Consider the following 25,821-nt stretch of genomic DNA (forward strand, 5'->3'; position numbering starts at 1 on the left):
ATGAAAAAACCTGAATTGTTAGTAACGCCAAGAGCGGTGGCTGATATTGAACCTCTTGCAAAAGCAGGAGCAAGTGCGGTCATCATCGGTGAACAAAAGTTTGGCTTACGTTTAGCTGGGGAGTTTACGCGTGATGATGTGAAACAAGCTGTTAGCATTGCACATGAAAATGGTATGAAAGTATATGTCGCGATGAACGCTATGTTCCATAACGACAAAGTAGAAGAATTAAAAGACTACGTTGCATTCTTGCAAGAAGTACAGGTAGATGCGATTGTTTTTGGAGATCCAGCAGTAGTAATGACTGTACGTGAAGTAGCACCAAATATGCAAATGCACTGGAATACAGAAACGACAGCAACAAACTGGTTCACATGCAATTATTGGGGACGAAAAGGTGCAAAACGTGCTGTGCTTGCACGTGAGTTAAGCTTAGACGAAATTGTTGAATTAAAAGAAAATGCAGAAGTAGAAGTGGAAGTACAAATTCACGGTATGACATGTATGTTCCAATCGAAACGTTCTTTAGTAGGAAACTACTTTGAGTATCAAGATCGTAATTTGGAGATTGAAAAGAAAAAGTATGAAGAGAATATGTTTTTACACGATCCAGAGCGTAATAACAAATATCCAATTTATGAAGATGCAAACGGTACTCACATTATGAGTCCAAATGATATTTGTTTCATCGATGAGTTAGATGAATTAATCGATGCTGAAATTGATAGCTTAAAAATTGACGGTGTGTTAAAAAGCTCTGAATACATTATCGAAGTGACAAAGAAATACCGTAAAGCGATTGATTTATGTGTAGAAGAGCGCAATGCGTATGATGACGTAAAAGACGATTTATATAAAGAGATAGAGGAAATTCAACCAGTAAACCGTCCATTAGATACAGGGTTCTTCTTTAAAGAAACGGTTTACTAAATGAGGAGGGTGTAGGATATGACTGTACAAGAAATTTCACGAGTAATCGATGGAAAACGCGTTATTGTGAAAAAGCCTGAACTGTTAATCCCTGCAGGTAATTTAGAAAAATTAAAAGTAGCTATTCATTACGGTGCAGATGCTGTATATTTAGGTGGACAAGAATTCGGTCTTCGTTCGAATGCAGGGAACTTTACGCTAGAAGAAATGGCAGAAGGCGTAGCATTTGCAAAGAAATATGGTGCGAAAATATATGTAACAACAAATATCTTTGCACATAATGAAAACATGGATGGATTAGAGGATTATTTAAGAGGGATTGAAAAAGCTGGTGTAACTGGTATTATCGTTGCAGACCCTCTTATTATTGAGACGTGTAAACGTGTAGCACCTTCTGTAGAAGTACATTTAAGTACACAGCAGTCTCTATCTAACTGGAAAGCAGCGCAGTATTGGAAAGAAGAAGGCTTGCATCGTCTCGTATTAGCTCGTGAAGTCGGCTATGAAGAAATGAAGGAAATTAAAGAAAACGTTGATATTGAAATTGAAGCGTTCGTCCACGGGGCAATGTGTATTGCATACTCTGGAAGATGTACATTAAGTAACCATATGACAGCACGTGACTCTAACCGCGGTGGTTGTTGCCAGTCTTGTCGTTGGGATTACGACTTAGTTCAAACTGTATCACAACATAAAGAGGCAGAAGAACTTCCTTTATTCCAAGAGGAGGATGCTCACTTTGCAATGAGTCCAAAAGACTTAAACTTAATTCTTTCGATTCCGAAAATGATCGAAATCGGAATTGACAGCTTGAAGGTTGAAGGACGCATGAAATCTATCCATTACGTAGCGACTGTAGCAACTGTATACCGCAAAGTAATTGATGCGTATTGTGCGGATCCAGATAACTTTGAGTTTAAGCAAGAGTGGTTAGACGAACTTGATAAATGTGCAAACCGTGATACAGCTCCGGCATTCTTTGAAGGAGTTCCAGGATATCAAGAGCAAATGTTCGGAAATCATAGCAAGAAAACAACGTATGATTTTGCTGGTTTAGTGTTAGATTATAATGAAGAAACAGGCATTGTGACGTTAGAGCAACGGAATTATTTTAAACCAGGTCATGAAGTGGAGTTCTTTGGACCAGAAATAGAAAACTTTACACAAACGGTGGAGAAAATTTGGGATGAGGATGGAAACGAATTAGATGCAGCGAGACATCCGTTGCAAATCGTGAAATTCAAAGTGGATCAACCAGTGTATGTGAATAATATGATGCGCAAAAGCATACATCAATAAGAAAGAGTGGTAGTTGAATGGGGACGAATAAACCGGTTGTAATTGGAATTGCTGGTGGTTCAGGATCAGGTAAAACGAGTGTAACAAAAGCAATTTTTGATCAATTTCAAGGTCATTCCATTTTAATTTTGGAGCAAGATTATTATTACAAAGATCAAAGCTATTTGCCGATGGAAGAGCGTTTAAAAACAAATTACGACCATCCATTAGCATTTGATAATGACTTACTAATTGAGCATTTACATCAGCTGCTTGCGTATAAGCCGGTTGAGAAACCTGTGTATGATTACACATTGCATACACGTTCAGAAGACATTATTCCAGTAGAACCGAAAGATGTAATTATTTTAGAAGGGATTCTAATTTTAGAAGACCCACGTCTTTGTGAGTTAATGGATATTAAAGTGTTTGTTGACACAGATGCAGACCTTCGCATTTTACGTCGTATGCAACGTGACATTAAAGAACGTGGTCGTACAATGGATTCTGTTATTGATCAATATGTAAATGTTGTACGTCCAATGCACAACCAATTTATTGAGCCTTCTAAGAAGTTTGCGGATATTATTATTCCAGAAGGTGGACAAAATCATGTTGCAATTGATATTATGGTTACAAAAATTGCAACAATTCTTGAAGAAAAAGTGAATTTGTAATAGCATAGTAAAAGATATACGATAGGAAGGGGAAGGGATTTTCTCCCTTCCTATCGAATACAATGAAACATGCCAACCTCATCTATATATAGGTGAGGACATATTTATATGAACTTTCCATACATATCTTCTTTATATGAGGAAGAATTGGAAAATACGGGGTTGTATGTGACAACTCCACTAGTGCATATGTACTAGAAACCTCCGCTATAAAGATAAAGCGGAGGAGTTTTCATATTGAACTCCTCTTTTTTTCGGGGGATTGGTATATAAAAGGAGTGGAAAACATGGCAACAGAAAAAACATACCCTATGACATTAGAGGGTAAACAAAAGTTAGAAAATGAACTTGAGCAATTAAAAACAGTAAAACGTAAAGAAGTTGTAGAACGTATTAAAATCGCACGTAGCTTCGGTGATCTTTCTGAGAACTCAGAGTACGATGCAGCGAAAGATGAGCAAGCATTCGTAGAGGGACGTATTACACAACTAGAAAACATGATTCGTAACGCAGTTATCATTGAAGATAATGGTGAAGAGTCTACAGTTGTAACGTTAGGTAAAACGGTAACATTTAAAGAATTACCAGGTGGAGATGAAGAAGCTTACACAATCGTTGGTAGTGCAGAAGCTGATCCATTTGAAGGAAGAATTTCTAACGATTCTCCAATCGCAAAAAGCTTACTCGGCAAGCAAATTGGTGAAAAAGTAGCAATCCAAACACCAGGCGGAGAAATGCAAGTAGAGATTATCTCTGTAAAATAATAGAAAGGTTCACTCGTGTGAGTGAACCTTTTTTATTTAGGAACAGAATGATTTGTATAAAAGAAGTAACGCCTCGTCTAAACTGAAAAGATGGGGTGTTTTTTATGAGAATGAAGAAGAGAATTATGATCGTTTTATTATGTTTTACATGTATTATGTTATTATTGCTTGTTAGATTAATGCAAATACAGATTATCGCTACCGAGTCATTTACAGATAGGAATATTAATTTAATTGAAAAGAGTGTTACTCAGCGTACACAAGCAGTTACAGTGGACGATGGAAGAGGACGTTTTGTAGATCGGAATGGAAAAAGCCTTGGTGAAGATACATATCCAGTTTTAGTTGTTTTTCCATTTTTACAAATAAAAAATGACATGTTAGAGAAAGTAGCGCATATGATTGGTGTGTCGGGACAGGAAATAGGGATGCAGATGAAAGGGAAGAGGAAGCCATTTATATTTCAACGGGGGGATCGTCCGTTTCGATTAACAAAAGAACAAATGGAACGTGTGAATCGTATTGATATGTTAGGTATGGTAGCCACTGAAGTAAGGATGAAACAACTATCGGAAGCGGAGCATCTGATTGGCGTAGTCGGAGAAAACGAGAAGGAATTAAAAAAACGATATGAGGAACTAAAAAATCAATCTAACCAAACAAAGATTGGTATTTCCGGTTTACAGCGATCGTTTGATGAATTTTTAATGACTGATGGTGAAACGAAAGTGCTATATCAAGTAGACAGGCAGGGAGAACCGATTTTTGGGAAACGTGCAAAATATACATCTCCAGGCAACCCCTTTTATCCAATTACGATTCAAACAACGATAGAAAAATCTTTGCAACAAAAGGCAGAAGAAATTGTAGACATGAATGGAATCAAAAAAGGTGGATTAGTATTACTTGACGTGAAAAAGAGTGAAATTGTTGCAATGGTAAGTAAACCATCTTTACAGATGAATGATAAGCGTACATATGAAACAACGATGGAAAATCAAATGTTAACACCTCATTTTCCAGGATCTGTTTTTAAAACAGTAATAGCAGCTGCGGCAATTGACAATGATATGATTCAGTCTCAGCGTATGTTTAATTGTGATACAGATCTATATGGTGAAAATCTCCCGCAAGTTATGATGGGAAAATTAAGCTTTACAGAGAGTTTTGCTAGGAGTTGTAATAGAACATTTGCTGTGCTGGGTGCTGAATTGATGCAAAAGGATAAGCGTGTAATGGAAACGTATTTAGAAGCGCTAGGAGCCAGTAGAGTGGTAGGATGGAAAGGGCAAGCGTTTCATACGTCTTTATTTAAACAGCTCATAGAAGAGGGAAAAGCAACCGTTTGGAATGGCGAAGAAAATAAGCGGAGTCAAAGAGCTATCGCCCAAACGGCAATTGGACAAAAGGATGTAAAAATATCTCCTTTAGCGGTTGCAAATATGATGGCGACGATTGCAAGAAATGGAGAGAAGAAAGAAGTAAAAGCTGTAAAAGAAATTCGGTATAAAAACGGAACAAGATTATTTCAGTTTAAAGATCATAAACTGGAAGGGAAACAACTCTCCTATAGCACGATGAAACAAGTGCAAACATTATTAAGAAAAGTAGTAACGATAGAAAAAGGAACGGGAACTGCGTTTCAATCATTACCGTTATCTATAGCTGGAAAATCGGGAACGGCCCAAACGGGAAAAGGGAATCGTGTAAATCGCTGGTTTGCGGGTTATTTCCCGTACGAAAACCCAAGATATGCACTAGTAGTCGTTGACTTAGAGACAAATAGTGAACAAAATGCTGTCACAACGATTTTTAAAGAGTTTGTAGAAGAGATTGCCTACCTAGAAAGAAGAGGGTAATCTTGCAATTTATTATCAAATGTTTTCAATTCGTTAAAATATTATTGTAGTTGTTCAACCTTTTTAGATTTAATGTTACAATAGCAAGTAGGAAAAACTGCATGGAGGTTTGAAGAATGGCAGGAGGATCTAGATTTCAACAGAAACAACAAAAACGTCGTCACAACGGTGTTTTAAATATTGCGATTGCTATCGTATTGTTAGCGGTAGCTATTGTGGCGTATCAATTGTTTGCTCCTGAGACACAGGAGAAAGCATCTTCTCAACAAACGAAAGTTTCTCAGGAAACGATGAAGAAAGAGAGTAAAGCTGAGAAAAATAAAGATAAAGAAAATGAAGAACAAGCAAAACTAGATGAAGAGAAGAAAAAAGAGGAAGAAGAGAAGAAAAAGGCTGAGGAAGAAGCGAAAGCAAATGAAAAAGTTGCAGCTGAAAAAACATTATCTAAAGCAACAGATGCTTATACAAAAGCTTCTTGGAAGCCAGTTGGTACGACGCAAGGAGCAGCACCGGCAATGACATTTCAAAAAGGTTCAGCAGATTGGAATGAGATGATAAAAGCGATTTCTACTGCTGTTGAATTCCCAGAAGAGCAATGGGTTCTTCACAAGGTTGGTAGGGATAGAACGGGTACGAGTAAAGCTTACGGCGATGTTCAAGATAGACAAACGGGTAAAAGGTATTATGTAAATATCGATTGGGTAGAGAATGAGGGCTGGAAACCAGTACTTGTTCAAACGCTAAATTAAAAAAGAGAGGTTCTTAGAACCTCTCTTTTTTAATTTAGCGTAATTTTTTTAATTTAAAATGAACAACAGCGCTGTAATATGGTCTTTTACTTTCAGTGTCCATTGCCATTTGGTGAGAAATGTGATGAACTTCCAGCATAAGTGCTTTGTTATTATCAATTTGCTCGTTAATTTTTTTTTCTAAAGAAACTAAATTTGTAGCTTCAAAAAATTCAACTTTATCTTCCAGCATTTCAAAGGTGAATGACATGAAGACCGCTCCTCTCCTCTGTAATCAAGTTAAGTGTAACAAAGAAAAGAAGGAAATACCATGTACATTTCAATTGACATTTCTGCCATTTGGGCATATCATACTGATAAAACCGATAAGAAAAAGGGGAATTTTATATGGGTACAGAATTTAACGGTTTATTTGATGAATGGGCTCATACGTACGATTCGTTCGTACAAGGCGAAGATATACAATATAAAGAAGTCTTCGCTCATTATGAGGAGATTTTAGAGGATGTAGTAAACAAATCATTTGGACATGTATTAGAATTTGGTGTGGGTACTGGCAATTTAACAAATCAACTATTACTTGCTGGCCATACTGTTTACGGCATAGAGCCGTCACGTGAAATGCGTGCAATTGCAAAAGAAAAATTGCCAAAAGAAGTTTCAATTACAGAGGGAGATTTTCTGGAATTTAACGCCCCAAATACGGTTGATACCATTGTGAGCACCTATGCATTTCATCATTTAACAGATGCTGAAAAAGATGTCGCAATTGCGAAGTATAGTCAATTGCTAAACAAAGGTGGTAAAATAGTGTTTGCTGATACGATATTTGCAGATCAAGAAGCATATAATAAAACTGTTGAAACAGCAAAGCAAAGAGGATTTCATCAGTTAGCAAATGATTTGCAAACAGAGTACTATACACGTATTCCGATCATGCAATCTATTTTTGAAAACAATGGCTTCCATGTAACGTTTACGAGATTAAATCATTTCGTTTGGGTAATGGAAGCAACTAAGCAATAGGAAGAGGGATTAGATTGAGAATTGCTGTAATTGGAGCAATGGAAGAAGAAGTACGTATTTTACGTGACAAATTAGAACAAGCAGAGACAGAAACTGTTGCAGGTTGTGAATTTACAAAGGGGCTATTGGCAGGGCATGAAGTAATCTTGTTAAAGTCTGGTATTGGTAAAGTAAATGCTGCAATGTCAACGACAATTTTACTAGAGAGATATCAACCTGAAAAAGTAATTAATACTGGTTCAGCCGGTGGATTCCATCAATCTTTAAATGTTGGAGATGTTGTTATTTCAACAGAAGTTCGTCATCATGACGTGGATGTAACTGCATTTGATTATGAATACGGGCAAGTACCAGGGATGCCACCAGGATTTACGGCTGATGAAGCATTAGTTGCACTAGCAGAGAAATGTATGAAGGCTGAAGAGAATATTCAAGTTGTGAAAGGAATGATTGCAACAGGCGATTCATTTATGAGCGATCCAAACCGTGTTGCGGCAATCCGTGATAAATTTGAAAATCTTTACGCAGTAGAAATGGAAGCAGCAGCTGTTGCACAAGTTTGCCATCAATATAACGTTCCATTTGTAATTATTCGTGCACTTTCTGATATTGCTGGTAAAGAGTCAAATGTGTCATTCGACCAATTTTTAGATCAAGCAGCTCTTCATTCTACAAACTTTATTATAAAAGTATTAGAAGAGTTAAAGTAATGTAACAAAAAGGCAACTGTCTCATATAAAGAAAGTACATACAGTTGCCTTTTCTTTATTGGCAAATGAGGAGGAGAACACGATGAAGGTATATCGTGGGGTTCATGAATTAATCGGTCATACACCGATTGTAGAAATTACTCGTTTTTCACTTCCAGAGGGCGTTCGTTTATTTGCAAAACTTGAATTTTATAATCCAGGTGGAAGTGTGAAAGATCGCTTAGGAAGAGAATTGATTGAAGATGCACTAGAAAGAGGGCTTGTAATGCCAGGGGGAACGATTATCGAACCGACGGCAGGGAATACTGGCATTGGACTAGCACTTGCTGCACAGCAGCACGATTTGCGTGTGATTGTTTGTGTACCAGAGAAATTTAGCATTGAAAAACAAGAGCTAATGAAAGCGCTCGGTGCAACAGTGGTGCATACACCAACTGAACAAGGGATGACCGGTGCAATTCAAAAAGCAAAAGAATTAGTAAAAGAAATTCCAAATTCATATTCTCCAAGTCAATTTGCGAATGATGCAAACCCACGTGCCTATTTTAAAACGTTAGGACCTGAACTGTGGTACGCGTTGGATGGAGAAATTCATATATTTGTAGCGGGTGCAGGTACTGGAGGAACCTTTATGGGGACTGCATCATATTTAAAAGAAAAGAATAATAAAATTAAGACTGTGATTGTAGAACCGGAAGGATCTATTTTAAATGGTGGTGAAGCTGGTTTACATGAAACAGAAGGGATTGGTCTTGAGTTTATTCCACCATTTTTAAAGCCATCGTATTTTGATGGAATTCATACAATTTCTGACCGAAATGCATTTAGACGCGTGAAAGAATTAGCCCAGAAAGAAGGTCTTCTTGTAGGTAGTTCTTCGGGAGCGGCATTCCATGCGAGCTTATTAGAGGCCGAAAAGGCAAAACCAGGTACAAATATTGTAACGATTTTTCCAGATAGTAGTGAGCGTTATTTAAGTAAACATATATACAAAGGATGGGAATAAAATGAGAGCAAAAACAAAATTAATTCATGGTATTCGTATAGGAGAACCTTCAACTGGATCTGTAAACGTACCAATCTATCAAACAAGTACGTACAAACAAGAAGCAGTTGGTAAGCATCAAGGGTATGAATATTCACGTACAGGAAATCCGACGCGTTCAGCATTAGAAGAAATGATCGCTGTACTTGAAAACGGCCATGCAGGATTTGCTTTCGGTTCAGGGATGGCTGCTATTACAGCAACGATTATGTTGTTCTCAAAAGGAGATCATGTCATTTTAACAGATGACGTATACGGCGGAACATATCGCGTGATTACAAAAATATTGAATCGTTTTGGGATCGAGCATACATTTGTTGATACAACAAATATAAACAAAGTAGCCGAAGCAGTTCGTTCAAATACAAAAGCAATCTATGTGGAAACGCCAACAAACCCATTATTAAAAATTACAGATATTAAGCAAATTTCCGCATTTGCAAAAGAAAAAGGACTACTCACAATTATTGATAACACATTCATGACGCCGTATTGGCAGTCACCGATTTCTTTAGGAGCAGATATTGTTCTTCATAGCGCAACGAAATATTTAGGCGGACATAGTGATGTTGTCGCTGGATTAGTTGTTGTAAATAGTCCACAATTAGCAGAAGACCTTCATTTTGTTCAAAACTCAACAGGTGGTATTCTTGGGCCACAAGATAGCTTCTTATTACTTCGTGGTTTAAAAACATTAGGAATTCGTATGGAAGAACATGAAACAAATTCACGTGCGATTGCTGAGTTTTTAAATAATCATCCAAAAGTTAATAAAGTATACTATCCAGGTCTTGAATCACATCCAAATCATGCATTAGCAACTGAGCAAGCAAACGGTTACGGTGCAATTATTTCATTTGATGTAGATAGTGAAGAAACGCTAAACAACGTGCTTGAAAAATTGCAGTACTTTACACTTGCTGAAAGTTTAGGAGCAGTTGAAAGTTTAATTTCTATTCCGTCACAAATGACACATGCATCTATTCCGGCAGATCGTCGTAAAGAGTTAGGCATTACTGATACATTAATTCGTATTTCTGTCGGCATTGAAGATGGCGAAGATTTGATTGAAGATTTAGCACAAGCGTTGGCATAAGGAAAGGGCACTGCTTAAAGAGGCAGTGCTTTTTAAAAAAATATTTTGTGAAAAGTTTCACAAAATAGACACGCACAATTTAAAATATTTCGTGTATAGTAAATTCATGAAATGATGCTTCATACGTTCATTTGTGAAAAACTTCACAAATGAAGAGGTTCATGTAGGAAGAGTAATTCTATTTTTTTATGCTAATTGGGACTTATTAAGACCCTGAGGGACGTTTATAGACCGTATAGCAGAATAGGAGGAAGTCACATGGTAGTCAAAGAGAAAGTTGTAAATGAGATGCAAAAAGTAACAGAAATGATCGATACGTTAGTGAAGAACGGTCAGGTAGCATTACAAGCATTAGAGGATTTTACACAAGAGCAAATTGACAACATTGTACATGAAATGGCACTTGCAGGTGTAGACCAACATATGCCACTTGCGAAAATGGCTGTTGAGGAAACTGGGCGCGGTGTATATGAAGACAAATGCATCAAGAATATTTTTGCCACTGAATATATTTGGCACAGTATGAAACGGGATAAAACAGTAGGAATCATTCATGAGGATCCTCATGAAGAAATCATAGAAATCGCAGAACCAGTCGGTGTAGTTGCTGGGGTAACACCAGTTACGAATCCGACTTCGACAACGATGTTTAAAGCGTTAATCGCAATGAAAACAAGAAATCCGATTATTTTCGCATTTCATCCATCCGCACAAAACTGTTCGGTCGCAGCGGCAAAAACGTTACGCGATGCAGCAGTGAAGGCCGGTGCGCCAAAGGGCTGTATTCAATGGATCGAAAAACCTTCTGTTGAGGCAACAAAGCAATTAATGAATCACGAAGGTGTTGCACTCGTTTTAGCAACTGGAGGCGCAGGAATGGTGAAATCAGCGTATTCTACTGGTAAACCAGCTCTAGGCGTAGGACCGGGAAACGTACCTTGTTATATAGAAAAATCAGCACATGTAAAGCGTGCTGTAAATGATTTGATTTTATCAAAAACATTTGATAATGGTATGATTTGTGCCTCTGAACAAGCGATCATTGTAGACAAAGAAATTTACAATGATGTGAAAGAAGAAATGAGGGCCAATAATTGTTATTTTGTAACAGAGGATGAATGTAAAAAACTAGAGAAGCTTGTCATTAATGAAAATACATGTGCAGTAAATAGTGATATCGTTGGAAAATCAGCTTGTTATATTGCGGCATTAGTGGGCATTATTGTACCAGAAGATACAAAGATGCTTGTGGCTGAAATTAAAGGAGTAGGTGCAGAGTATCCATTGTCTCGTGAAAAGTTAAGCCCAGTATTAGCTTGCGTGAAAGCAAATTCATTAGAAGAAGGATTCAAACATTGCGTGGGAATGTTAGAGCTAGGGGGTTTAGGACATTCGGCGGTTATTCATTCGACAAATAAGGAAGTACAAAAGCAATTTGGTTTACGTATGAAAGCGTGCCGTCTCATTGTAAACGCACCATCATCACAGGGTGGAATTGGGGATATATATAATGCATTTGTTCCATCGCTTACACTTGGCTGCGGTTCCTATGGAAAGAACTCGGTTTCTCAAAACGTAACGGCAACGCATCTATTGAATATAAAAAGACTTGCAAGCAGAAAAAAGAATATGCAGTGGTTCAAGTTACCACCCAAAATCTATTTTGAAAAACATGCGACAGGATATTTAGCAAATATGCCAAATATTTCACGCGCATTTATTGTAACGGATCCTGGAATGGTTGAGCATGGTTATGTGGATACAGTAACTCATTATTTACGTAAACATACAAATGATGTGAAAGTGGAAGTGTTCTTTGAAGTAGAGCCAGATCCATCGGATGAAACCGTTTTTAAAGGTGCTGAAATGATGAGAAGTTTCAAACCTGATGTAATTATTGCGCTTGGCGGCGGATCAGCAATGGATGCAGCAAAAGGAATGTGGCTTTTCTATGAACACCCAGAAACAACATTCTTTGGAATTAAGCAAAAGTTTTTAGATATAAGAAAACGGACATGTAAATATCCGAAGCTTGGAAATAAGGCACAATTTGTTGCGATTCCAACAACATCAGGGACAGGATCAGAAGTGACACCATTTGCAGTTATTACAGATAAAAAGAACAATATAAAATACCCACTTGCTGATTATGAATTAACACCAGACGTAGCAATTGTCGATCCGCAATTTGTCATGACGGTACCGCCGCATGTAACTGCAGACACTGGTATGGATGTATTAACACATGCAATTGAAGCATACGTGTCTATTATGGCAAATGATTATACAGATGGTTTAGCATTAAAAGCGATTGATCTTGTATTTAAATATTTACCAAGAGCATATAAAGATGGGAATGATGAAGAAGCGCGTGAGAAAATGCATAACGCTTCTGCGATTGCTGGCATGGCGTTTGCCAATGCATTTCTTGGCATTAACCATAGCTTGGCCCATAAAATGGGTCCAGAGTTTCATATTCCGCACGGACGTGCTAACGCAATCTTAATGCCACATGTTATTCGTTATAATGCAATCAAACCAAGAAAACACGCATTATTCCCAAAATATGAGCATTTTGTTGCTGACGAGCGCTATGCCTATATTGCAAGAATGCTCGGACTTCCAGCGAGTACAGTGGAAGAAGGAATAGAATCACTCGTACAAGCGATTATTGCTCTCGGAAAAGAATTAAATATGAACATGAGCATCGCTGGACAAGGTGTGGAACAAGAAGTATTTGAAGAAGTTGTTGGCATATTAGCAGAGAGAGCTTTTGAAGATCAGTGTACAACAGCAAATCCAAAATTACCGCTTATTTCAGAGCTAAAAGAGGTATATATGGAAGCGTACAAAGGGGTGTAATAAATGAGAAAGAGCCGTATTTTTAGCGGCTCTTTTACTTTGGAAAACTTCTCCCTCATTGGCTGTATTTACTTGCCTTAGAGACTATTAGAATATGATACAGTGAGAGGGAGGAGTGATAGAAGTATGGAAGAATTACAACAGAAAATAGCAGATTATACGCGCTTTGGTCAAGTTCTTCTCGCGTTAGCTACATTTTTAATGATTGGTTTATTGATTCCAAGTGAAACAAAAGAATCAATGCAATCTTTTGTTCTAATGGGGGCAATTGTTTTGTTTTTAGGCACTTCTTTTTTCTTCTTTAAACGTGTGAAAGCACTGCGTGATAGGTTAGAGGAGAACGGATATGAATGAGATTAATAGATGAAACGCTACGAAAAGAGAGGATCTTTTTGTGGCGTTTTTTTAGTATAAAGTAAAATTTTGTAGAAAATGTATGCGTTTTTGTTGACAATGATAATCCTTATCAATTAAAGTAGAATGGTAGTTAGTGATTATCATTATCAATTAGAGGTGGGGAAATGAAAAAATATATAGTGCTGTTTACAGCGATCTGTTCAATTTTTTTCTTGCTAATTGGTTGCAGTGCAAAAGAAAGCGAAAAAGCGTCTGCAACAAAAACAGACAAAGAAAAAAAACAAATCGGGATTACAGACTTCTCAGACAGAAAAGTAACATTTGATAAAGCGCCAAAAACGTTTGCTACGTTAAGTGTTGGCGATATGGACATCATTCATACATTAGGTGGTAAGATTATCGGTCGTCCAGATACGAAAATAACACTTCCAGATGATTTAAAGAAGGCACAAGTAATTGGGAATGCGCATCAACCAAACTTTGAGCAAATTGCTAGTTTGAAGCCAGATCTTCTTGTAGCAAATAACGGATTCCAAAAAAATATACCAACAGTTGAGGGACAAGGAACAAAAGTAATGATATCCTCAGCTAATTCTGTGAAAGACATTCAGAAGAGTATTGATATATACGGAACATTAATGCAGAAAGAAGATAAAGCAAAGGAATTAAATGAAAAAATAAATAATCAAATGAAAAAATATGAGAAAAAGACGGATGTAAAGGCATTGCTAGTTTACGGAGCTCCAGGTACATACTTAGCCGCATTACCAAATTCGTTATCAGGTGATATTTTAGAAAAAACAGGCGGGAAGAACATTGCTGCTGAGTTTCCAAAAATGAAAGAGTACCCGCAGTACGCACAACTAAGCGTAGAACGGATTATTGAAGCAAATCCAGATGTTATTTACTTAGTTACACACGGCGATCCTGCTGGGGTGAAGAAAGCATTTGAAGGTGAAATGATGAAAAACGAAGCTTGGAAAAACTTAGAAGCAGTGAAACAAAACCGCGTTGTCATTTTACCACCAGATTTATTTGGTTCAAATCCTGGGACGAAAGTAACGGAAGCAATGGACTTTATGTATAAAAGCATACAAGATGTAAGGAAATGATGAGCATGCAGAGTGATGTAGTAGGAAAAGAAACCGTACATCCTTTCGCAAAGAAAAGATGGATTTTGACGGTTAGTTTAATTGTATTAACTGTTCTTGCTCTTTTTTATGGACTCGTTGCAGGGAGTTTATCTTTTTCGTTACAAGACATTGCAGAAGGTATACAAGATGAAAATTCGATAGTACACCGAATTGTGTGGGATCTTCGAATTCCGCGCGTGCTTGTTGGATTTATCGTAGGTACATGCTTAGCGGCATCAGGCTCTTTATTGCAAGGGGTTATGAGAAACCCTCTTGCTGATCCTGGAATTATAGGTGTTTCATCAGGCGCAGGGCTCGTTGCAATCGTAATTATGATTTTATTTCCACAGCACATGGCATTTCTTCCGCTAGGAGCATTTTTAGGAGCATTCATTACGGCAATGGTGATTTACGCTTTATCGTGGCAAAAAGGAGCACCACCTTCACGTATTGTACTCGTTGGCGTTTCAATAAATGCCTTAATAGGTGCTGCAACTTCAGCATTAATGCTACTTCATAGTGATAAAGTACAATCTGTATTACCGTGGCTTGCAGGCGGAATTGGTGGTGTAAGTTGGGCACATTTTAATATGATTATTTATTATGCGATTTTCGCGATTAATTTAGCTTTCTTTGGTATTAAACATATTCGTGTGCTTATGCTTGGTGATGAAATGGCAAAGCTTCTTGGACATAACGTAGAGCGAAGTCGTTTTTTCTTAATTGTAGTAAGTACATTACTAGCTGGAATCGCGGTAAGTGTTTCAGGGTTGATTGGATTTGTTGGGCTAGTAGTTCCTCACATGTTACGTCTGTTAGTTGGAAATGATTATCGGTATTTATTACCGTTATCTTGCCTAGGCGGTGGAGTATTAGTTGTCTTTGCAGATGCTATTGCTAGAAGTTGGTTTGATCCGATTGAGTTACCTGTCGGAATTTTACTATCCTTTTTAGGCGGTCCATTCTTCTTATACTTAATTCAGAGAGGAGGTAAAAAAAGTGCTTTCCGTTAAAGAAGTATCTTATCGTCATTCAGAAAGATTTCAACTTCAAAAGATGAATGTACATATTAAAGCGGGTGAGATTGTTAGTTTAATTGGACCAAATGGTTCAGGGAAATCTACACTGCTACGCTTAATAGCAAGATTACTTGATCCTGGCACGGGCGAAATTGTTTTAGATGGGGAAAATATCCATCGTATGAAAAGTGCAGATGTTGCGAAGCAGTTAGCGATGCTCCCACAAATGCAGGATCATCAGTTAGATTTAACAGTCAAAGAATTAGTGGAGTTTGGGAGAGGACCTCATAAGTCATGGAACAGCCGCTTAAGTAAAGAGGATGAAGAGATTGTTACTTGGGCGTTATCTGTTACGAAGTTAGAAGGATATGAATATCGCCTTTTGCAGTCTTTATCAGGTGGAGAGCGGCAACGTGCTTGGATTGCTATGACGCTTGCGCAGCGTACGAATGTTTTATTACTAGATGAGCCAACAACCTTTTTGGATATCGTTCATCAGTTAGAAGTTATGGAACTTGTCAAACGATTAAATGCAGAGTTTGGTATGACAATTGTAATGGTTCTTCATGATATTAACCAAGCCGCTCAGTATAGCGACCGTTTACTCGTTTTAAAACAAGGTGAAATCCAATACGACGGAGTTCCAGAGTGTGTTTTATGTCATCAAATGTTTCAGCACGTTTTTGGAATTGAAGTTGACATTTTTCAAGGGAGTGACAAGCCATTTTTTACCCCGAAACGAATTTGTGAAAAAGGAGAAGAGCGATGCACACAGAAACACGTATTACCACTGAATTAGTAAGAGAGTTTGTGATGGCAGCTCATGGAGATTTCGAGAGGGTACAGGAGCTGTTAGATGAATATCCGAGTTTGCTCCACGCTTCTTATAACTGGGGCGGAGCAGACTGGGAAAGTGCATTAGGAGCAGCGGCACATGTAGGCCGAAGTGATATTGCCCTTTATTTATTAGAAAAAGGAGCGCGTATGGATATTTTTGCAGCAGCGATGCTTGGAAAACTTGAAATCGTTCAAGCGATTTTAGTAGCGCAGCCAGATGCTTTACGTACAGCGGGACCACACGGTATTCCTCTTATTCAGCATGCTAGAATGGGCGGTGAAGCAGCTCATCATGTTTTTGAATATGTAACCGCTCTTATATAGAGGAAGAAAAAAAGGTTCTTATGGGCGGTAAATCTCTTACTTTTGAATAAGAGGTTTACCGCCCGTTAGAACGGGATAAATACCTAGTATATACATGGAAATCCTACACCCCCCTCAGAGTTGTAGTTTTCTTTATACTAGTTATAATATGGATGCAGTAGACGAATTTTGGTCTACTGCTTTTTTTTCGTGAAAACTTGTATATCATTGTAATCCGTAATAATAAAATCTGCATAAGGTGTTAGTTCTTTTATAGCATGTTCATGATTTGCAATACCGACAGCAATACTCCCAGCATCTTTGGCCATTTTTACATCGACGATAGTATCTCCAATCATTACGAGTTCATTTGGTTGAATATTAAGTTGTCTACATGCTTTTATAATCATTTCTGGATGAGGTTTTCCATTCTCTACATCTTCGGGAGTAAAGAGAAAATGAAGAGGTGCTATGTTAAGTAAATCAATACACTTTTTTGTTCTCACTTTATTGTCTGAGGTAAGAATACCTGTGTATATTCCTTCTTTTTGCAAAGAAGTGATGCATTCAGTTATCCCTTGAATAGGGTGAAAAGCTTGTTCAATGGATAATTGTTCATTACTTTCTTCAAATATGGTAGTAGCGAGTTCTTTACAATGATGCCATGGATATTTTGTAGTTTGATATAAGAGACTAGCGACAACAATAATCTCTTCTTCCTCAGATGCAACTGCTAACAGCCCCTTAAAATCAATTTGGTCCGGTGGAATAAAACCAACTGCATTCTCCCAAAGTGATTGATATGTTCCACCGGCAATTTGAAAGAACTTATCTTTTCGCAACCGATCAATTTCATACCAAAAGGGAATGGCCTGAAATAATGTACCATCTTTATCAAAAGCAACAGCTTTTGCATCAATGATCTTCTTTAAAATTTGAATTTTCCCCATATTTCATGTCACCTCGTTTATAATAGTTACCATAAACTGTACATTCTGAAATGCATTACAGGTCAAGGGAAGATTTAAAATTTCTACAACTGAAGATATTGCTATATATAAATCCATTTTGATTTTCCAACATCTAAATTGCGGTTATGGAAATAAAAGGAAAGCTCCGCTTATTTCTTCTTTTTGTTTTTACATGGCATGGGGCTAAAAAGGGAACTGACCGCTGCTACACTTGGCCGGATGCTCTCTTCCAACTAAAAAGCAAGGGGTGTGTCAGTTTTTCAATTTGTATTTATATAGAAAGAGAGTCCACAAGAAAGGAGTAGAAATATGTTCCATACAGACCGTTTACAATTTCGTAAATATACAATGGATGACTTGGAGTTCTACACTTCTTTATGGGGGAACGAGAAAGTGCTGCGCTATATTGGAAATGGAACTCTAAAAACATATACGCAGTGCAAGAAGAGTTTAGAAGGCTGGGTTCTCCCAGGCTATAAAAACGGCTTAGGTTTATTTCTAATGATTGAAAAGGATACAGGCATACCAATTGGGCATGCAGGACTTGTTAGACAGCAAGTTGAGGGGAAAGAAGAAATTGAAATTGGTTATTGGCTACTTCCGGAATATTGGGGAAAAGGATATGCGAAGGAAGCAGCAACAGCGTTCCGAGACTATGGATTTCAAGCATTAGGCTTAAATAAGCTCGTTTCTCTTATTAATCCAGATCATCCTGCATCTATTTTCGTTGCTAGAAAAACAGGACTTTACTATGAAAAAACAGCATCATTTCATGGGATAGATGTTCTTGTATATGCGATTAAAAGGGTGGGATAAAAATTTCTCCATCTTTTTTTCCTTTGCAAAAGGTAATATTTAACTACTAAAGAATAGTATATAACAATAAAAGAGGGAGTAGGATGTATATTTACCATAACGAACTCATTATTCGAGAAGGAACGACTGGTTTACCAGCTTATACGATAAAAAATTTGTGTAATAGAAAGAGTGTAAAAAGGATCGCTAGGCGATAGCAATCCTTTTTTACTGTACAAAAAAGAAATAGTGAATGGCGAATGAGAGAGTAAACAAGGGAAGCATGAACATTAACTTTTTTTTGAAATCTTTAACGAGGGAGGCATTATTAGGAGCGAGCCAAATCTCTAAAGTGGAATAGAAGAGTAATGAAACCGCTAATAGTATGCCGCCAACTAATCCAAGTGTCATAATTGAATCCCCCAATCTAAGAGTATATAGTAAATAATAACATAAAAATGTAAAAAATAACCACATCTATTCTTGATGATAAAAAATGAACATCTATTCATTTTATGATAGTATTATAAAGAAAATTCAGAATTATAAAAGGAGGATGGAAATGAAAGTAGGCGATACATTTCAGTATGAAAGAACATTTACAGAAGAAGAAGTTCTTAAGTTTGCTCATCTTACAGGTGATAAAGGAAGACATCATATGGAACATGATGAGCAGGGACGTTTAATGGTACATGGTTTATTAACTGCAAGTATAGGAACAAAAATTGGTGGGGATTTACATTATATCGCAAGAGAACTAGTAAGCGAATTTATCAGACCTGTTTTTACAGGCGATACAATTACTTGTGAGGTAACTCTTACAAGGGTTGAGAAAATGGAAGGATATAAAAAAGTAGCCCTACAGTCCGTTTATCGGAATCAAGAAGGAAAAGACGTGCTGATAGGGTCAAGTAAAGGAATTATAAGAGAATAATGTAGAAGGCCTATTTTCAAAATGAAAGTAGGCCTTTTGTCTGTTTTAGTATACACGTTTTCGGTTTTCAGCATGGCTGGAGATGAGTAATAATGCGGATTCTTCACTGGTATTACGTACAATATGTGGCACGCATGCACTCCAGGAGAACGAATCTCCTTCTTCTACAATGGCGATATCTTCTCCGTGTTGCACTTCTAATTTTCCGCGTAAAACAAGATGACATTCTTCGCCTTCATGCGCATTTGGAGTATTTTCTTTTGGAAATCCAGGTGGGATTTCTACTAAAGATAAACGAAGGCCACCTTGTTCAGCGACATGTTCAATCCTTTGTTCATCTTTTCCATACACACTATATTTTCGTTCTTCTTTTTTAACAATTTTCATCCGATCTTTTTGTTCAAGTAATAAATAAGGAAGAGGAACGTTTAAAAAATTGGAAATGGTTTCTAAAGTTGAAATGGATGGTGAGGTTTTATTGTTTTCAACTTGGCTCATAAAACCTTTAGAAAGTCCTGTTCCTTCACAAATTTGGGCGATGGTGATGCCTCTGCGTTGACGAATTTCACGTATTGCAGAACCGATATTCATAAAATCAAGCTCCTTTTTGTAGACAACTATTTGTATCATAGCAAAAAAAATATATTTTTTCTCAAGAAAAATGAATTGACGAATAAAAAAAATTATTGTATGTTTTGTAATGTGAATAAAAGTTTTATATAACAAAACTATAAAGGAGAGAAAGAAATGAATCAACATATTGGTAATTTAATTATTCGTATCGTGCTAGGGGTAACATTCTTCATGCACGGTTTAACAAAATTTCAATCAGGAATTGACAATATTGCAGGATGGTTTACAAGTATTGGTTTACCAGGTGGTCTTGCGTACGGTGTAGCAACAATGGAATTAGTCGGTGGTCTATTATTAATTGTCGGTTTAGGTGTAAGATATATTGGTCTCTTATTTGCACTTATTTTAGTTGGAGCAATTGTAAAGGTAAAATGGTCAGCAGGTTTATTAGGAGATGGAAAAAATCCTGGGTTTGAGCTAGAACTTGCATTATTAACAATGGGTCTTTACTTGTTTGTTGCAAAAGCGGATGGATTTGTAGATAATTTCTTAAAAACGACTGTATTTAAAAAAGACTAATTTAAATGGGGGTATAACAATATGAGCTTTCAACTTCATCCCACTACAACACTTGGCGTTGTTCATTTACACGTATCGAATGTAAAGAAGTCACTAGCATTTTATACAGATGTACTGCGAATGAAAGTGATTAAAGAAGAAGAAACAATTGTTACGTTCGGTAATGAAGATAATGAACCGTTTCTTATCATAGAGGAGAAAGAAAATGCTCTTCCAAAACAAAGAAATCGTACTGGTTTGTATCACTTGGCAATCTTATTGCCAACGAGACAAGATTTAGCAAATGTTCTTCGTCATCTTGTACAGAAAGTGTATCCGTTACACGGCGGAGCAGATCATTACTTTAGTGAAGCGATTTATTTAGCTGACCCAGATGGAAATGGAATTGAGATTTATCACGATCGACAAAGAGAAGTATGGCGTGATGAAAAGGGAGAGCTTCCGTTTGTTAGTAACCCTCTAGATGGTGAAGGATTATTACAACAAGGGAAGGAGTGGCATGGATTTCCGGGCGGAACAGTAATGGGACATATTCACTTACATGTTGCTGATTTAGAAGAGGCAAAGCGTTTTTATGTAGATGGGCTTGGATTTGAAGTGACGATTCCAGCTCGAAATGGTGCGTTATTTGTTTCAGCAGGTGGTTACCATCACCATGTTGGTTTAAACACATGGCAAGGTGAAGGGGTACCGCCGCAAATGCCAAATTCCGTTGGCTTGAAGTATTTCACGATTGTATTAGCAGATGAAAAAGAAAAAGAGCAAGTATGTGAAAGCTTAAAATATATTGGTGCAATTGCGACGTACAAAGATGGAATACTACAAGTGGAGGATCCGTTTGGTCACTGTATTCAATTGATTGTAAAAGGAGAAGCCTAAATGCAGGCTTCTCCTTTTTTACTTTCTTATAACTGCTTTTTCATTTTGCAAAAAAAGTTCATTGAACTGTCTTGCAAGCTCAAAATCAAGTTTTGTTAAACCTTTTGCATTCCATGATGACAAAGTAATAATGACTGCTTTATACTGGATAAGGATAAATGGATGGTGATTGTGTTCTTCTGATAGTTTGGCGGCTTCAGAGACAAATTCGACACCTTTTAAGTAGTCGGAAAACATATATTTTCGTTCAATCCATTTTTCATCTTTCACTGTCCATTTATCCAACTTCATTAACTCTTCTTGTACTTCTTCATCTGTTAGTCGTTGCATTCTTTTTCACATCCTTTATTGGAAGTAAAGCAAGACCATTATGAATCAAACGTTTTACAGATTCATTTTCTGTAAAAGTAGTGAGTTGTTGTAATAGAGCATGAGATGCTTCGTGTCCTTTGTTATGCTCTAAAAGTAATTCTAAAATTTCAAGGCGAAGTAGCCATTCTTTTGCATAGAACTTATTGAGTATTTCTTGAATTGCTACTAATTGTTCTACGTGCGAATCGTGTAACACGCCTTCATTTCGAATATCACGAACCGTTTGATACATACGATCCAATTCAGTTAATGTAAGTGGCGCAGGTGTTTCTTCTACTTCTTCATCTACAGGGAAGAATGCTGCAGCATCTGCTGCTCCTGGGAATACAGAAGTGATTGTTGACCCAACTGCCATGTCAAATGCGCCCCATGAAGCATCAAATAATAGACGATCTTTGTAAACTACTGTGCAATCTGTAAAGGAAATAAGGGCAATTTTTTCATCGTTTTTTATAATATCCGTTACCGTTCCTTTTACATGAACACCGCTTGCAAAGGAGAGCTCTGCATGGTTACCGATGAGAATGCCTAGTGACTGTAAATCTGCATCTGTACAATCCTCAAGTGAGATATTACCTTCTAATAAACCAACTGGTGTACCAAAGCCATCTTGATGTACAGCTGTAGAATGATTTGGTAGTTGTTTATTGTTTAGTGCTAATGCTGTTGGTGTATTTGTTTTCATGTAAACCACTTCACCGGTGTCATGTTGAATTGTCTCAGCGAATGTACCAGTAATTTGTAATCCGCTACTTAGCTCAGCAGTTGCGTTGTTTTCTGAACGAATTGCTCTCGCTAATCCTTCTGTGCCACCTGTTTTAAAGGCCATTGTTTCAGAAAACTTTTCAAGCGCTTCTGTTAGCTCTTCAAATGATTGGCACACAAATAGCTGAGGTTGCATTTTCGTAACATCATATGTCGTTTGTATGCAAGCTTCAATGGAGAATGGAACTTTTTCTACAGCGTCTGTTAAACAATGTTTACTTTCACCAACAGAAGAAAGTAGGCCAGCTCCGTAGATTTTAGGGTTGTCCACATTTCCGATTAATCCGTACTCAACCGTCCACCAGAAAAGGCGAGAAATTTGTTCTGCTTCTGATAAGCCAGAAACAAGTTTTTGTTTTTCAATTACTTCTTTTTCAGCAGCCATAACTTCTTCCGGGGTAGAAGTTGGACTTTCTTTCACAATTGTTAAAGTACGCACAGCTTCAAAAGCATCATGCTCTTCTTTCGTTGAGAATGCTTTTGCGCCAATTTGCCCAAATCGCTTTACATATTTTGCATATGTAGGATCAAGTAAAATTGGTGCATGTCCAGCTGCTTCGTGAACGATATCAGGTGCTGGCGTGTATTCAATGTTTTCCACTTTACGAATGTCTGTTGCGATTGGTAATAAACCATGTCCTTGGAAATCAAAGAATGCAACACCAGGAATAAGGCCGTCAATCGTTACTGCGCCCCAGCCGCTTGGTGCTAAGCACTCATTCATTTCTTCAACCTTTGGAATTGCATCTATATTAATACCAGATGATTGTAGTCCGTTTACATAGGCTGGATGAGCAACGTCTTTTAAAAAGTTATGATTTTGTCTCATAATGTAACGCCATACAGCGTGATTAACTGGTGTGTATTGATCGTAATGTTGTGTTGATACAAATGGTTTTAAATGTGATGGAATTTCTGTTTTGTTTGTCATTCGTACATCCTCCTTTTTTATCTGTAAAAATTGCCTAAGTTATTTTTGTATATATCACCCCCTCTCATTTTTTGTAAGCGCTTATAAAATTTTATCATAAGATTCGGAATTATTTAACATTTGTTTTGTGAGAAACAGAAAAAAGCCCCTATCGGAAAATCCGATAGGGGCGAAAAAATCGCGGTACCACCCTATTTGTAAGCAAGAATTTACTTACATCTCAGTTACTGATAACGGAAAATCCGTCTTTCCCTTCATGCAACAATAGCACTACGAAAAAGAAGCTCCAGAATTGTAATTCGCACTTGTATATGTACTGATTCACACCAACCATCAGCTCTCTGAAACAGGGATATAAGCTACTACTGCGATTCTTTCAACGCTCTATATATAAAATTGTTTAAAAGGGGAAGACGCAAAAAAGCCCCTATCGGAAAATCCGATAGGGACGATAGAAATCGCGGTACCACCCTACTTGTAAACAGAAAAATTGTTTACCACTCACTCTAAGATAACGGAAAGATCCGTCTTTCTCTTCATGCCAACTTGCACTACGGGAAAGAAGCTCCAGAATTGTAATTCACGCTTATATATGTACTGATTCGCACTTACCATCAGTTCTCTGAGACAGGGATAAAAGTCGCTACTAGGATTCCTTCAAAGCTAGTATATAATTCGTTCAACTAAACTATGTTTTGTATTATAAAACTATATTGGAAAAGTTGTCAACAATAATTTTGTTCAAATGAAAAAATGCAGGGGATGATAAGGTGAATACGTGATAGGAGGATCAAAGAAAAATGTGGAAGCACTTTATTGTTCTTATTACTTGTATGTACTGCTTATGTGAAGCTGTAACTACTGTTCAAGCAGAAACAAAAGATATAAACGTAGCATTCATTCGCAATCATAATTTGTGGCTAAAAATTGATGGAAAAGAAAAGCAAATAACGAAAGAGGAATATATTACAAAACCGAAATGGTCGCACGATGGAAAATGGATTGCATATGCAAAAGGCGAAGAACAAAAACAGCTTGAATTGTACCGTGTTGCAGATGGGAAAAAAGTTGTTCCATCTCAGACAGAAGCAACAAATTATCAGTGGTCGCCGGTAGAAAATATAATTGCATTTGAATTTACAAAGACATTAAATACATTTGATGCCGAAAAAAAGAATGCGACATTTGAAAATGTATCATCAGGTGTAGGAGACTATGCATGGTATCCAGATGGAAAGAAATTTCTTGTCTCATCTGAGTCGCACTTGCTTCCAACAGGTTGGACGGGGGCGCAGCTATACGAAGTACAAAGTGATGCGAAGATGAATCCGCATAAAATAAAACATTTATATTCATTACCAAGTCAGCATGATGATTTCTTAGCCTATGTAGCCAGTAAATTTAAATGGTCACCAGATCAAAAATGGATTGCATTTTTAGCTGTTCCAACCGCTTCGTGGTCAGCAGATAGTAATACACTTTGTCTTTTGAAAGCAGATGGAAGTCATTTTGAAACAGTAGATCAAATGTTATTAAATGGCAGGTGGATACAATGGGCTCCATCAAAAAATATACTAGCTTATATTGAAGGGAGCGGAAGGTTTGCGTTAGAGAATAAACATGTAAAAATAAAAGAATTACCTGCTCTTCAGCAAGAAAAGTTCACACCTAAAGGATATGTTGATTGGGATTTTACATGGCATAATGACAAACTTATTACACTTTCAAGAGCAAAAGAAATGGAGTGGGCAAATGAAGAAGAAAAAAGATCATTGCCTTCTTTATATCAAGTTGATATTCAAACGAATGTACAACGAAAGATTACAATGCCTCCTGAAAAATATGGAGATTATCATCCATTGTATATGAAACGTAACGAGAAGCTAACGTGGATTCGTTCAAATCGAAAAACTGCTGATATGTGGCTAGCAAACAGTGATGGATCGAAAGCAGAGAAGTGGATTGAAAATATAGATGTACGAGGGAGCTATTATGAAATGTGGAATTGGGATGATGTGATTTCGGTAAAAGAGAACTAAAAAAGAATCCGCTTAACATCATGTTAGGCGGATTCTTTTTGTGCCGATAATTATTTGTGCGTTTTGTTTGGCTTCTTTTTTCCAGGATTTCCTTTACCTTGATGCTTTCTGTTTTGTTCATCTTTTGCTTGTTTCTCTTGGATTGTGTCTAAAAAATCGTTTGAGTTACTCATTGCTAGTCCCTCCTTCGAGTTTCGTTTTATCTTTGTTACTATAACCATTTAAGAGGGAAATAATGAGTTGGGAGAAGAAGGAAGGGATTTAGAAAAAGGTTATGGAAGACTAGAGGGTATATAGAAAGTGTTAGTACGATTTTATATATTTCTTTTTTAGGAAAG

28 protein-coding genes, 1 pseudogene and 2 other annotated features are annotated in these 25,821 nt (G+C 37.2%); of the genes and pseudogenes, 22 read left to right on the top strand and 7 right to left on the bottom strand.

Translation table 11 applies throughout. From position 1 onward, the window contains the following. The 6 genes from ACX5JI_RS01455 (at position 1) to ACX5JI_RS01480 (ending at position 6,257) form a co-directional block, all read left to right on the top strand. A complete protein-coding gene (locus ACX5JI_RS01455; RefSeq protein WP_459499332.1) occupies positions 1-930 on the top strand; it encodes a peptidase U32 family protein in 930 nt (309 codons plus the stop codon). 18 nt (positions 931-948) lie between these two features. After that, positions 949-2,229 carry a peptidase U32 family protein gene (locus ACX5JI_RS01460; protein ID WP_459499333.1) on the top strand — a complete coding sequence of 427 codons (1,281 nt, stop codon included), beginning with the start codon at positions 949-951 and terminating at the stop codon, positions 2,227-2,229. Positions 2,230-2,246: 17 nt separating this feature from the next. After that, positions 2,247-2,885, top strand: a complete 639-nt coding sequence (gene udk, locus ACX5JI_RS01465; protein ID WP_459499334.1) for a uridine kinase — start codon at positions 2,247-2,249, stop codon at positions 2,883-2,885. Between the two features lie 287 nt (positions 2,886-3,172). Further along, positions 3,173-3,649 carry a transcription elongation factor GreA gene (gene greA / locus ACX5JI_RS01470; RefSeq protein ID WP_459499335.1) on the top strand — a complete coding sequence of 159 codons (477 nt, stop codon included), beginning with the start codon at positions 3,173-3,175 and terminating at the stop codon, positions 3,647-3,649. Between the two features lie 104 nt (positions 3,650-3,753). Then, a complete protein-coding gene (locus ACX5JI_RS01475; RefSeq protein ID WP_459499336.1) occupies positions 3,754-5,508 on the top strand; it encodes a peptidoglycan D,D-transpeptidase FtsI family protein in 1,755 nt (584 codons plus the stop codon). Positions 5,509-5,624: 116 nt separating this feature from the next. Further along, positions 5,625-6,257 (top strand): YrrS family protein, encoded by a 633-nt coding sequence (locus ACX5JI_RS01480; RefSeq protein ID WP_459499338.1) that lies wholly within the window; start codon positions 5,625-5,627, stop codon positions 6,255-6,257. Between the two features lie 34 nt (positions 6,258-6,291). On the opposite strand, the gene ACX5JI_RS01485 is transcribed toward ACX5JI_RS01480, so the two are convergent. Continuing rightward, positions 6,292-6,507: a YrzA family protein gene (locus tag ACX5JI_RS01485; protein ID WP_459499339.1), complete on the bottom strand. Its 216-nt coding sequence runs from the start codon at positions 6,505-6,507 to the stop codon at positions 6,292-6,294. A 137-nt stretch (positions 6,508-6,644) separates the two neighbouring features. On the opposite strand from ACX5JI_RS01485, the gene ACX5JI_RS01490 reads away from it, so the two are divergent. The 10 genes from ACX5JI_RS01490 (at position 6,645) to ACX5JI_RS01535 (ending at position 16,666) form a co-directional block, all read left to right on the top strand. Then, complete coding sequence (locus tag ACX5JI_RS01490) at positions 6,645-7,283, top strand: class I SAM-dependent DNA methyltransferase (RefSeq protein ID WP_459499340.1); 639 nt, start codon at positions 6,645-6,647, stop codon at positions 7,281-7,283. 14 nt (positions 7,284-7,297) lie between these two features. Beyond that, a complete protein-coding gene (gene mtnN / locus ACX5JI_RS01495) occupies positions 7,298-7,993 on the top strand; it encodes a 5'-methylthioadenosine/S-adenosylhomocysteine nucleosidase (protein ID WP_459499341.1) in 696 nt (231 codons plus the stop codon). Between the two features lie 82 nt (positions 7,994-8,075). Beyond that, positions 8,076-8,999, top strand: coding sequence for an O-acetylserine dependent cystathionine beta-synthase (locus ACX5JI_RS01500; protein WP_459499342.1), 924 nt, complete (start codon positions 8,076-8,078; stop codon positions 8,997-8,999). 1 nt (position 9,000) lies between these two features. Continuing rightward, positions 9,001-10,134 carry a bifunctional cystathionine gamma-lyase/homocysteine desulfhydrase gene (locus ACX5JI_RS01505; RefSeq protein WP_459499343.1) on the top strand — a complete coding sequence of 378 codons (1,134 nt, stop codon included), beginning with the start codon at positions 9,001-9,003 and terminating at the stop codon, positions 10,132-10,134. Between the two features lie 258 nt (positions 10,135-10,392). Further along, positions 10,393-12,996, top strand: a complete 2,604-nt coding sequence (adhE, locus tag ACX5JI_RS01510) for a bifunctional acetaldehyde-CoA/alcohol dehydrogenase (RefSeq protein ID WP_459499344.1) — start codon at positions 10,393-10,395, stop codon at positions 12,994-12,996. 126 nt (positions 12,997-13,122) lie between these two features. After that, positions 13,123-13,350, top strand: coding sequence for a YrhC family protein (locus ACX5JI_RS01515; protein WP_459499345.1), 228 nt, complete (start codon positions 13,123-13,125; stop codon positions 13,348-13,350). 167 nt (positions 13,351-13,517) lie between these two features. After that, complete coding sequence (locus ACX5JI_RS01520; protein ID WP_459499346.1) at positions 13,518-14,465, top strand: helical backbone metal receptor; 948 nt, start codon at positions 13,518-13,520, stop codon at positions 14,463-14,465. A gap of 5 nt (positions 14,466-14,470) precedes the next feature. Beyond that, the gene (locus ACX5JI_RS01525) at positions 14,471-15,499 is read left to right on the top strand and encodes a FecCD family ABC transporter permease (RefSeq protein ID WP_459500251.1); all 1,029 of its coding nucleotides are present in this window, start codon (positions 14,471-14,473) and stop codon (positions 15,497-15,499) included. Continuing rightward, a complete protein-coding gene (gene fpuC / locus ACX5JI_RS01530) occupies positions 15,486-16,304 on the top strand; it encodes a petrobactin ABC transporter ATP-binding protein FpuC (RefSeq protein ID WP_459499347.1) in 819 nt (272 codons plus the stop codon). The genes ACX5JI_RS01525 and fpuC overlap by 14 nt, the downstream gene beginning before the upstream one ends. Beyond that, positions 16,271-16,666 carry an ankyrin repeat domain-containing protein gene (locus ACX5JI_RS01535; RefSeq protein WP_459499348.1) on the top strand — a complete coding sequence of 132 codons (396 nt, stop codon included), beginning with the start codon at positions 16,271-16,273 and terminating at the stop codon, positions 16,664-16,666. The genes fpuC and ACX5JI_RS01535 overlap by 34 nt, the downstream gene beginning before the upstream one ends. Positions 16,667-16,839: 173 nt before the next feature. On the opposite strand, the gene ACX5JI_RS01540 is transcribed toward ACX5JI_RS01535, so the two are convergent. Then, positions 16,840-17,595: an HAD family hydrolase gene (locus tag ACX5JI_RS01540; RefSeq protein ID WP_459499349.1), complete on the bottom strand. Its 756-nt coding sequence runs from the start codon at positions 17,593-17,595 to the stop codon at positions 16,840-16,842. Positions 17,596-17,925: 330 nt separating this feature from the next. On the opposite strand from ACX5JI_RS01540, the gene ACX5JI_RS01545 reads away from it, so the two are divergent. Next, positions 17,926-18,432, top strand: coding sequence for a GNAT family N-acetyltransferase (locus tag ACX5JI_RS01545; protein ID WP_459499350.1), 507 nt, complete (start codon positions 17,926-17,928; stop codon positions 18,430-18,432). A gap of 83 nt (positions 18,433-18,515) precedes the next feature. Beyond that, a pseudogene (locus ACX5JI_RS01550) lies at positions 18,516-18,590 on the top strand (GNAT family N-acetyltransferase); the annotation flags it as partial. A gap of 49 nt (positions 18,591-18,639) precedes the next feature. Here ACX5JI_RS01550 and ACX5JI_RS01555 read toward each other — a convergent pair. Further along, the gene (locus ACX5JI_RS01555; RefSeq protein WP_459499351.1) at positions 18,640-18,822 is read right to left on the bottom strand and encodes a hypothetical protein; all 183 of its coding nucleotides are present in this window, start codon (positions 18,820-18,822) and stop codon (positions 18,640-18,642) included. Positions 18,823-18,967: 145 nt separating this feature from the next. Here ACX5JI_RS01555 and ACX5JI_RS01560 point away from each other — a divergent pair, with 145 nt between their 5' ends. Continuing rightward, entirely contained in the window at positions 18,968-19,345 is a 378-nt protein-coding gene (locus ACX5JI_RS01560; protein WP_459499352.1) for a MaoC family dehydratase, read from the top strand. Between the two features lie 45 nt (positions 19,346-19,390). Here the strand turns inward: ACX5JI_RS01560 and ACX5JI_RS01565 are convergent, their stop codons facing one another. Then, complete coding sequence (locus tag ACX5JI_RS01565; protein ID WP_459499353.1) at positions 19,391-19,936, bottom strand: helix-turn-helix domain-containing protein; 546 nt, start codon at positions 19,934-19,936, stop codon at positions 19,391-19,393. Positions 19,937-20,092: 156 nt separating this feature from the next. Here ACX5JI_RS01565 and ACX5JI_RS01570 point away from each other — a divergent pair, with 156 nt between their 5' ends. Together ACX5JI_RS01570 and ACX5JI_RS01575 are read left to right on the top strand one after the other, a co-directional pair. After that, positions 20,093-20,497, top strand: coding sequence for a DoxX family protein (locus ACX5JI_RS01570; protein WP_459499354.1), 405 nt, complete (start codon positions 20,093-20,095; stop codon positions 20,495-20,497). 21 nt (positions 20,498-20,518) lie between these two features. Further along, positions 20,519-21,376, top strand: a complete 858-nt coding sequence (locus ACX5JI_RS01575; RefSeq protein WP_459499355.1) for a VOC family protein — start codon at positions 20,519-20,521, stop codon at positions 21,374-21,376. Positions 21,377-21,394: 18 nt separating this feature from the next. Here the strand turns inward: ACX5JI_RS01575 and ACX5JI_RS01580 are convergent, their stop codons facing one another. Further along, positions 21,395-21,706 (bottom strand): 4a-hydroxytetrahydrobiopterin dehydratase, encoded by a 312-nt coding sequence (locus ACX5JI_RS01580; protein WP_063177230.1) that lies wholly within the window; start codon positions 21,704-21,706, stop codon positions 21,395-21,397. After that, positions 21,687-23,444, bottom strand: a complete 1,758-nt coding sequence (locus tag ACX5JI_RS01585) for an aromatic amino acid hydroxylase (protein WP_459499356.1) — start codon at positions 23,442-23,444, stop codon at positions 21,687-21,689. The genes ACX5JI_RS01580 and ACX5JI_RS01585 overlap by 20 nt, the downstream gene beginning before the upstream one ends. A gap of 162 nt (positions 23,445-23,606) precedes the next feature. Next, positions 23,607-23,833: a binding site (T-box leader), on the bottom strand. 52 nt (positions 23,834-23,885) lie between these two features. Then, positions 23,886-24,114: a binding site (T-box leader), on the bottom strand. A 130-nt stretch (positions 24,115-24,244) separates the two neighbouring features. Here ACX5JI_RS01585 and ACX5JI_RS01590 point away from each other — a divergent pair. Beyond that, positions 24,245-25,483 carry a TolB family protein gene (locus ACX5JI_RS01590; protein ID WP_459499357.1) on the top strand — a complete coding sequence of 413 codons (1,239 nt, stop codon included), beginning with the start codon at positions 24,245-24,247 and terminating at the stop codon, positions 25,481-25,483. A gap of 50 nt (positions 25,484-25,533) precedes the next feature. Here ACX5JI_RS01590 and ACX5JI_RS01595 read toward each other — a convergent pair whose 3' ends face one another. Then, complete coding sequence (locus ACX5JI_RS01595; RefSeq protein ID WP_097896987.1) at positions 25,534-25,656, bottom strand: DUF4023 domain-containing protein; 123 nt, start codon at positions 25,654-25,656, stop codon at positions 25,534-25,536. Between the last annotated feature and the right edge of the window lie 165 nt (positions 25,657-25,821).

The organism is Bacillus sp. C1 (assembly GCF_054570475.1).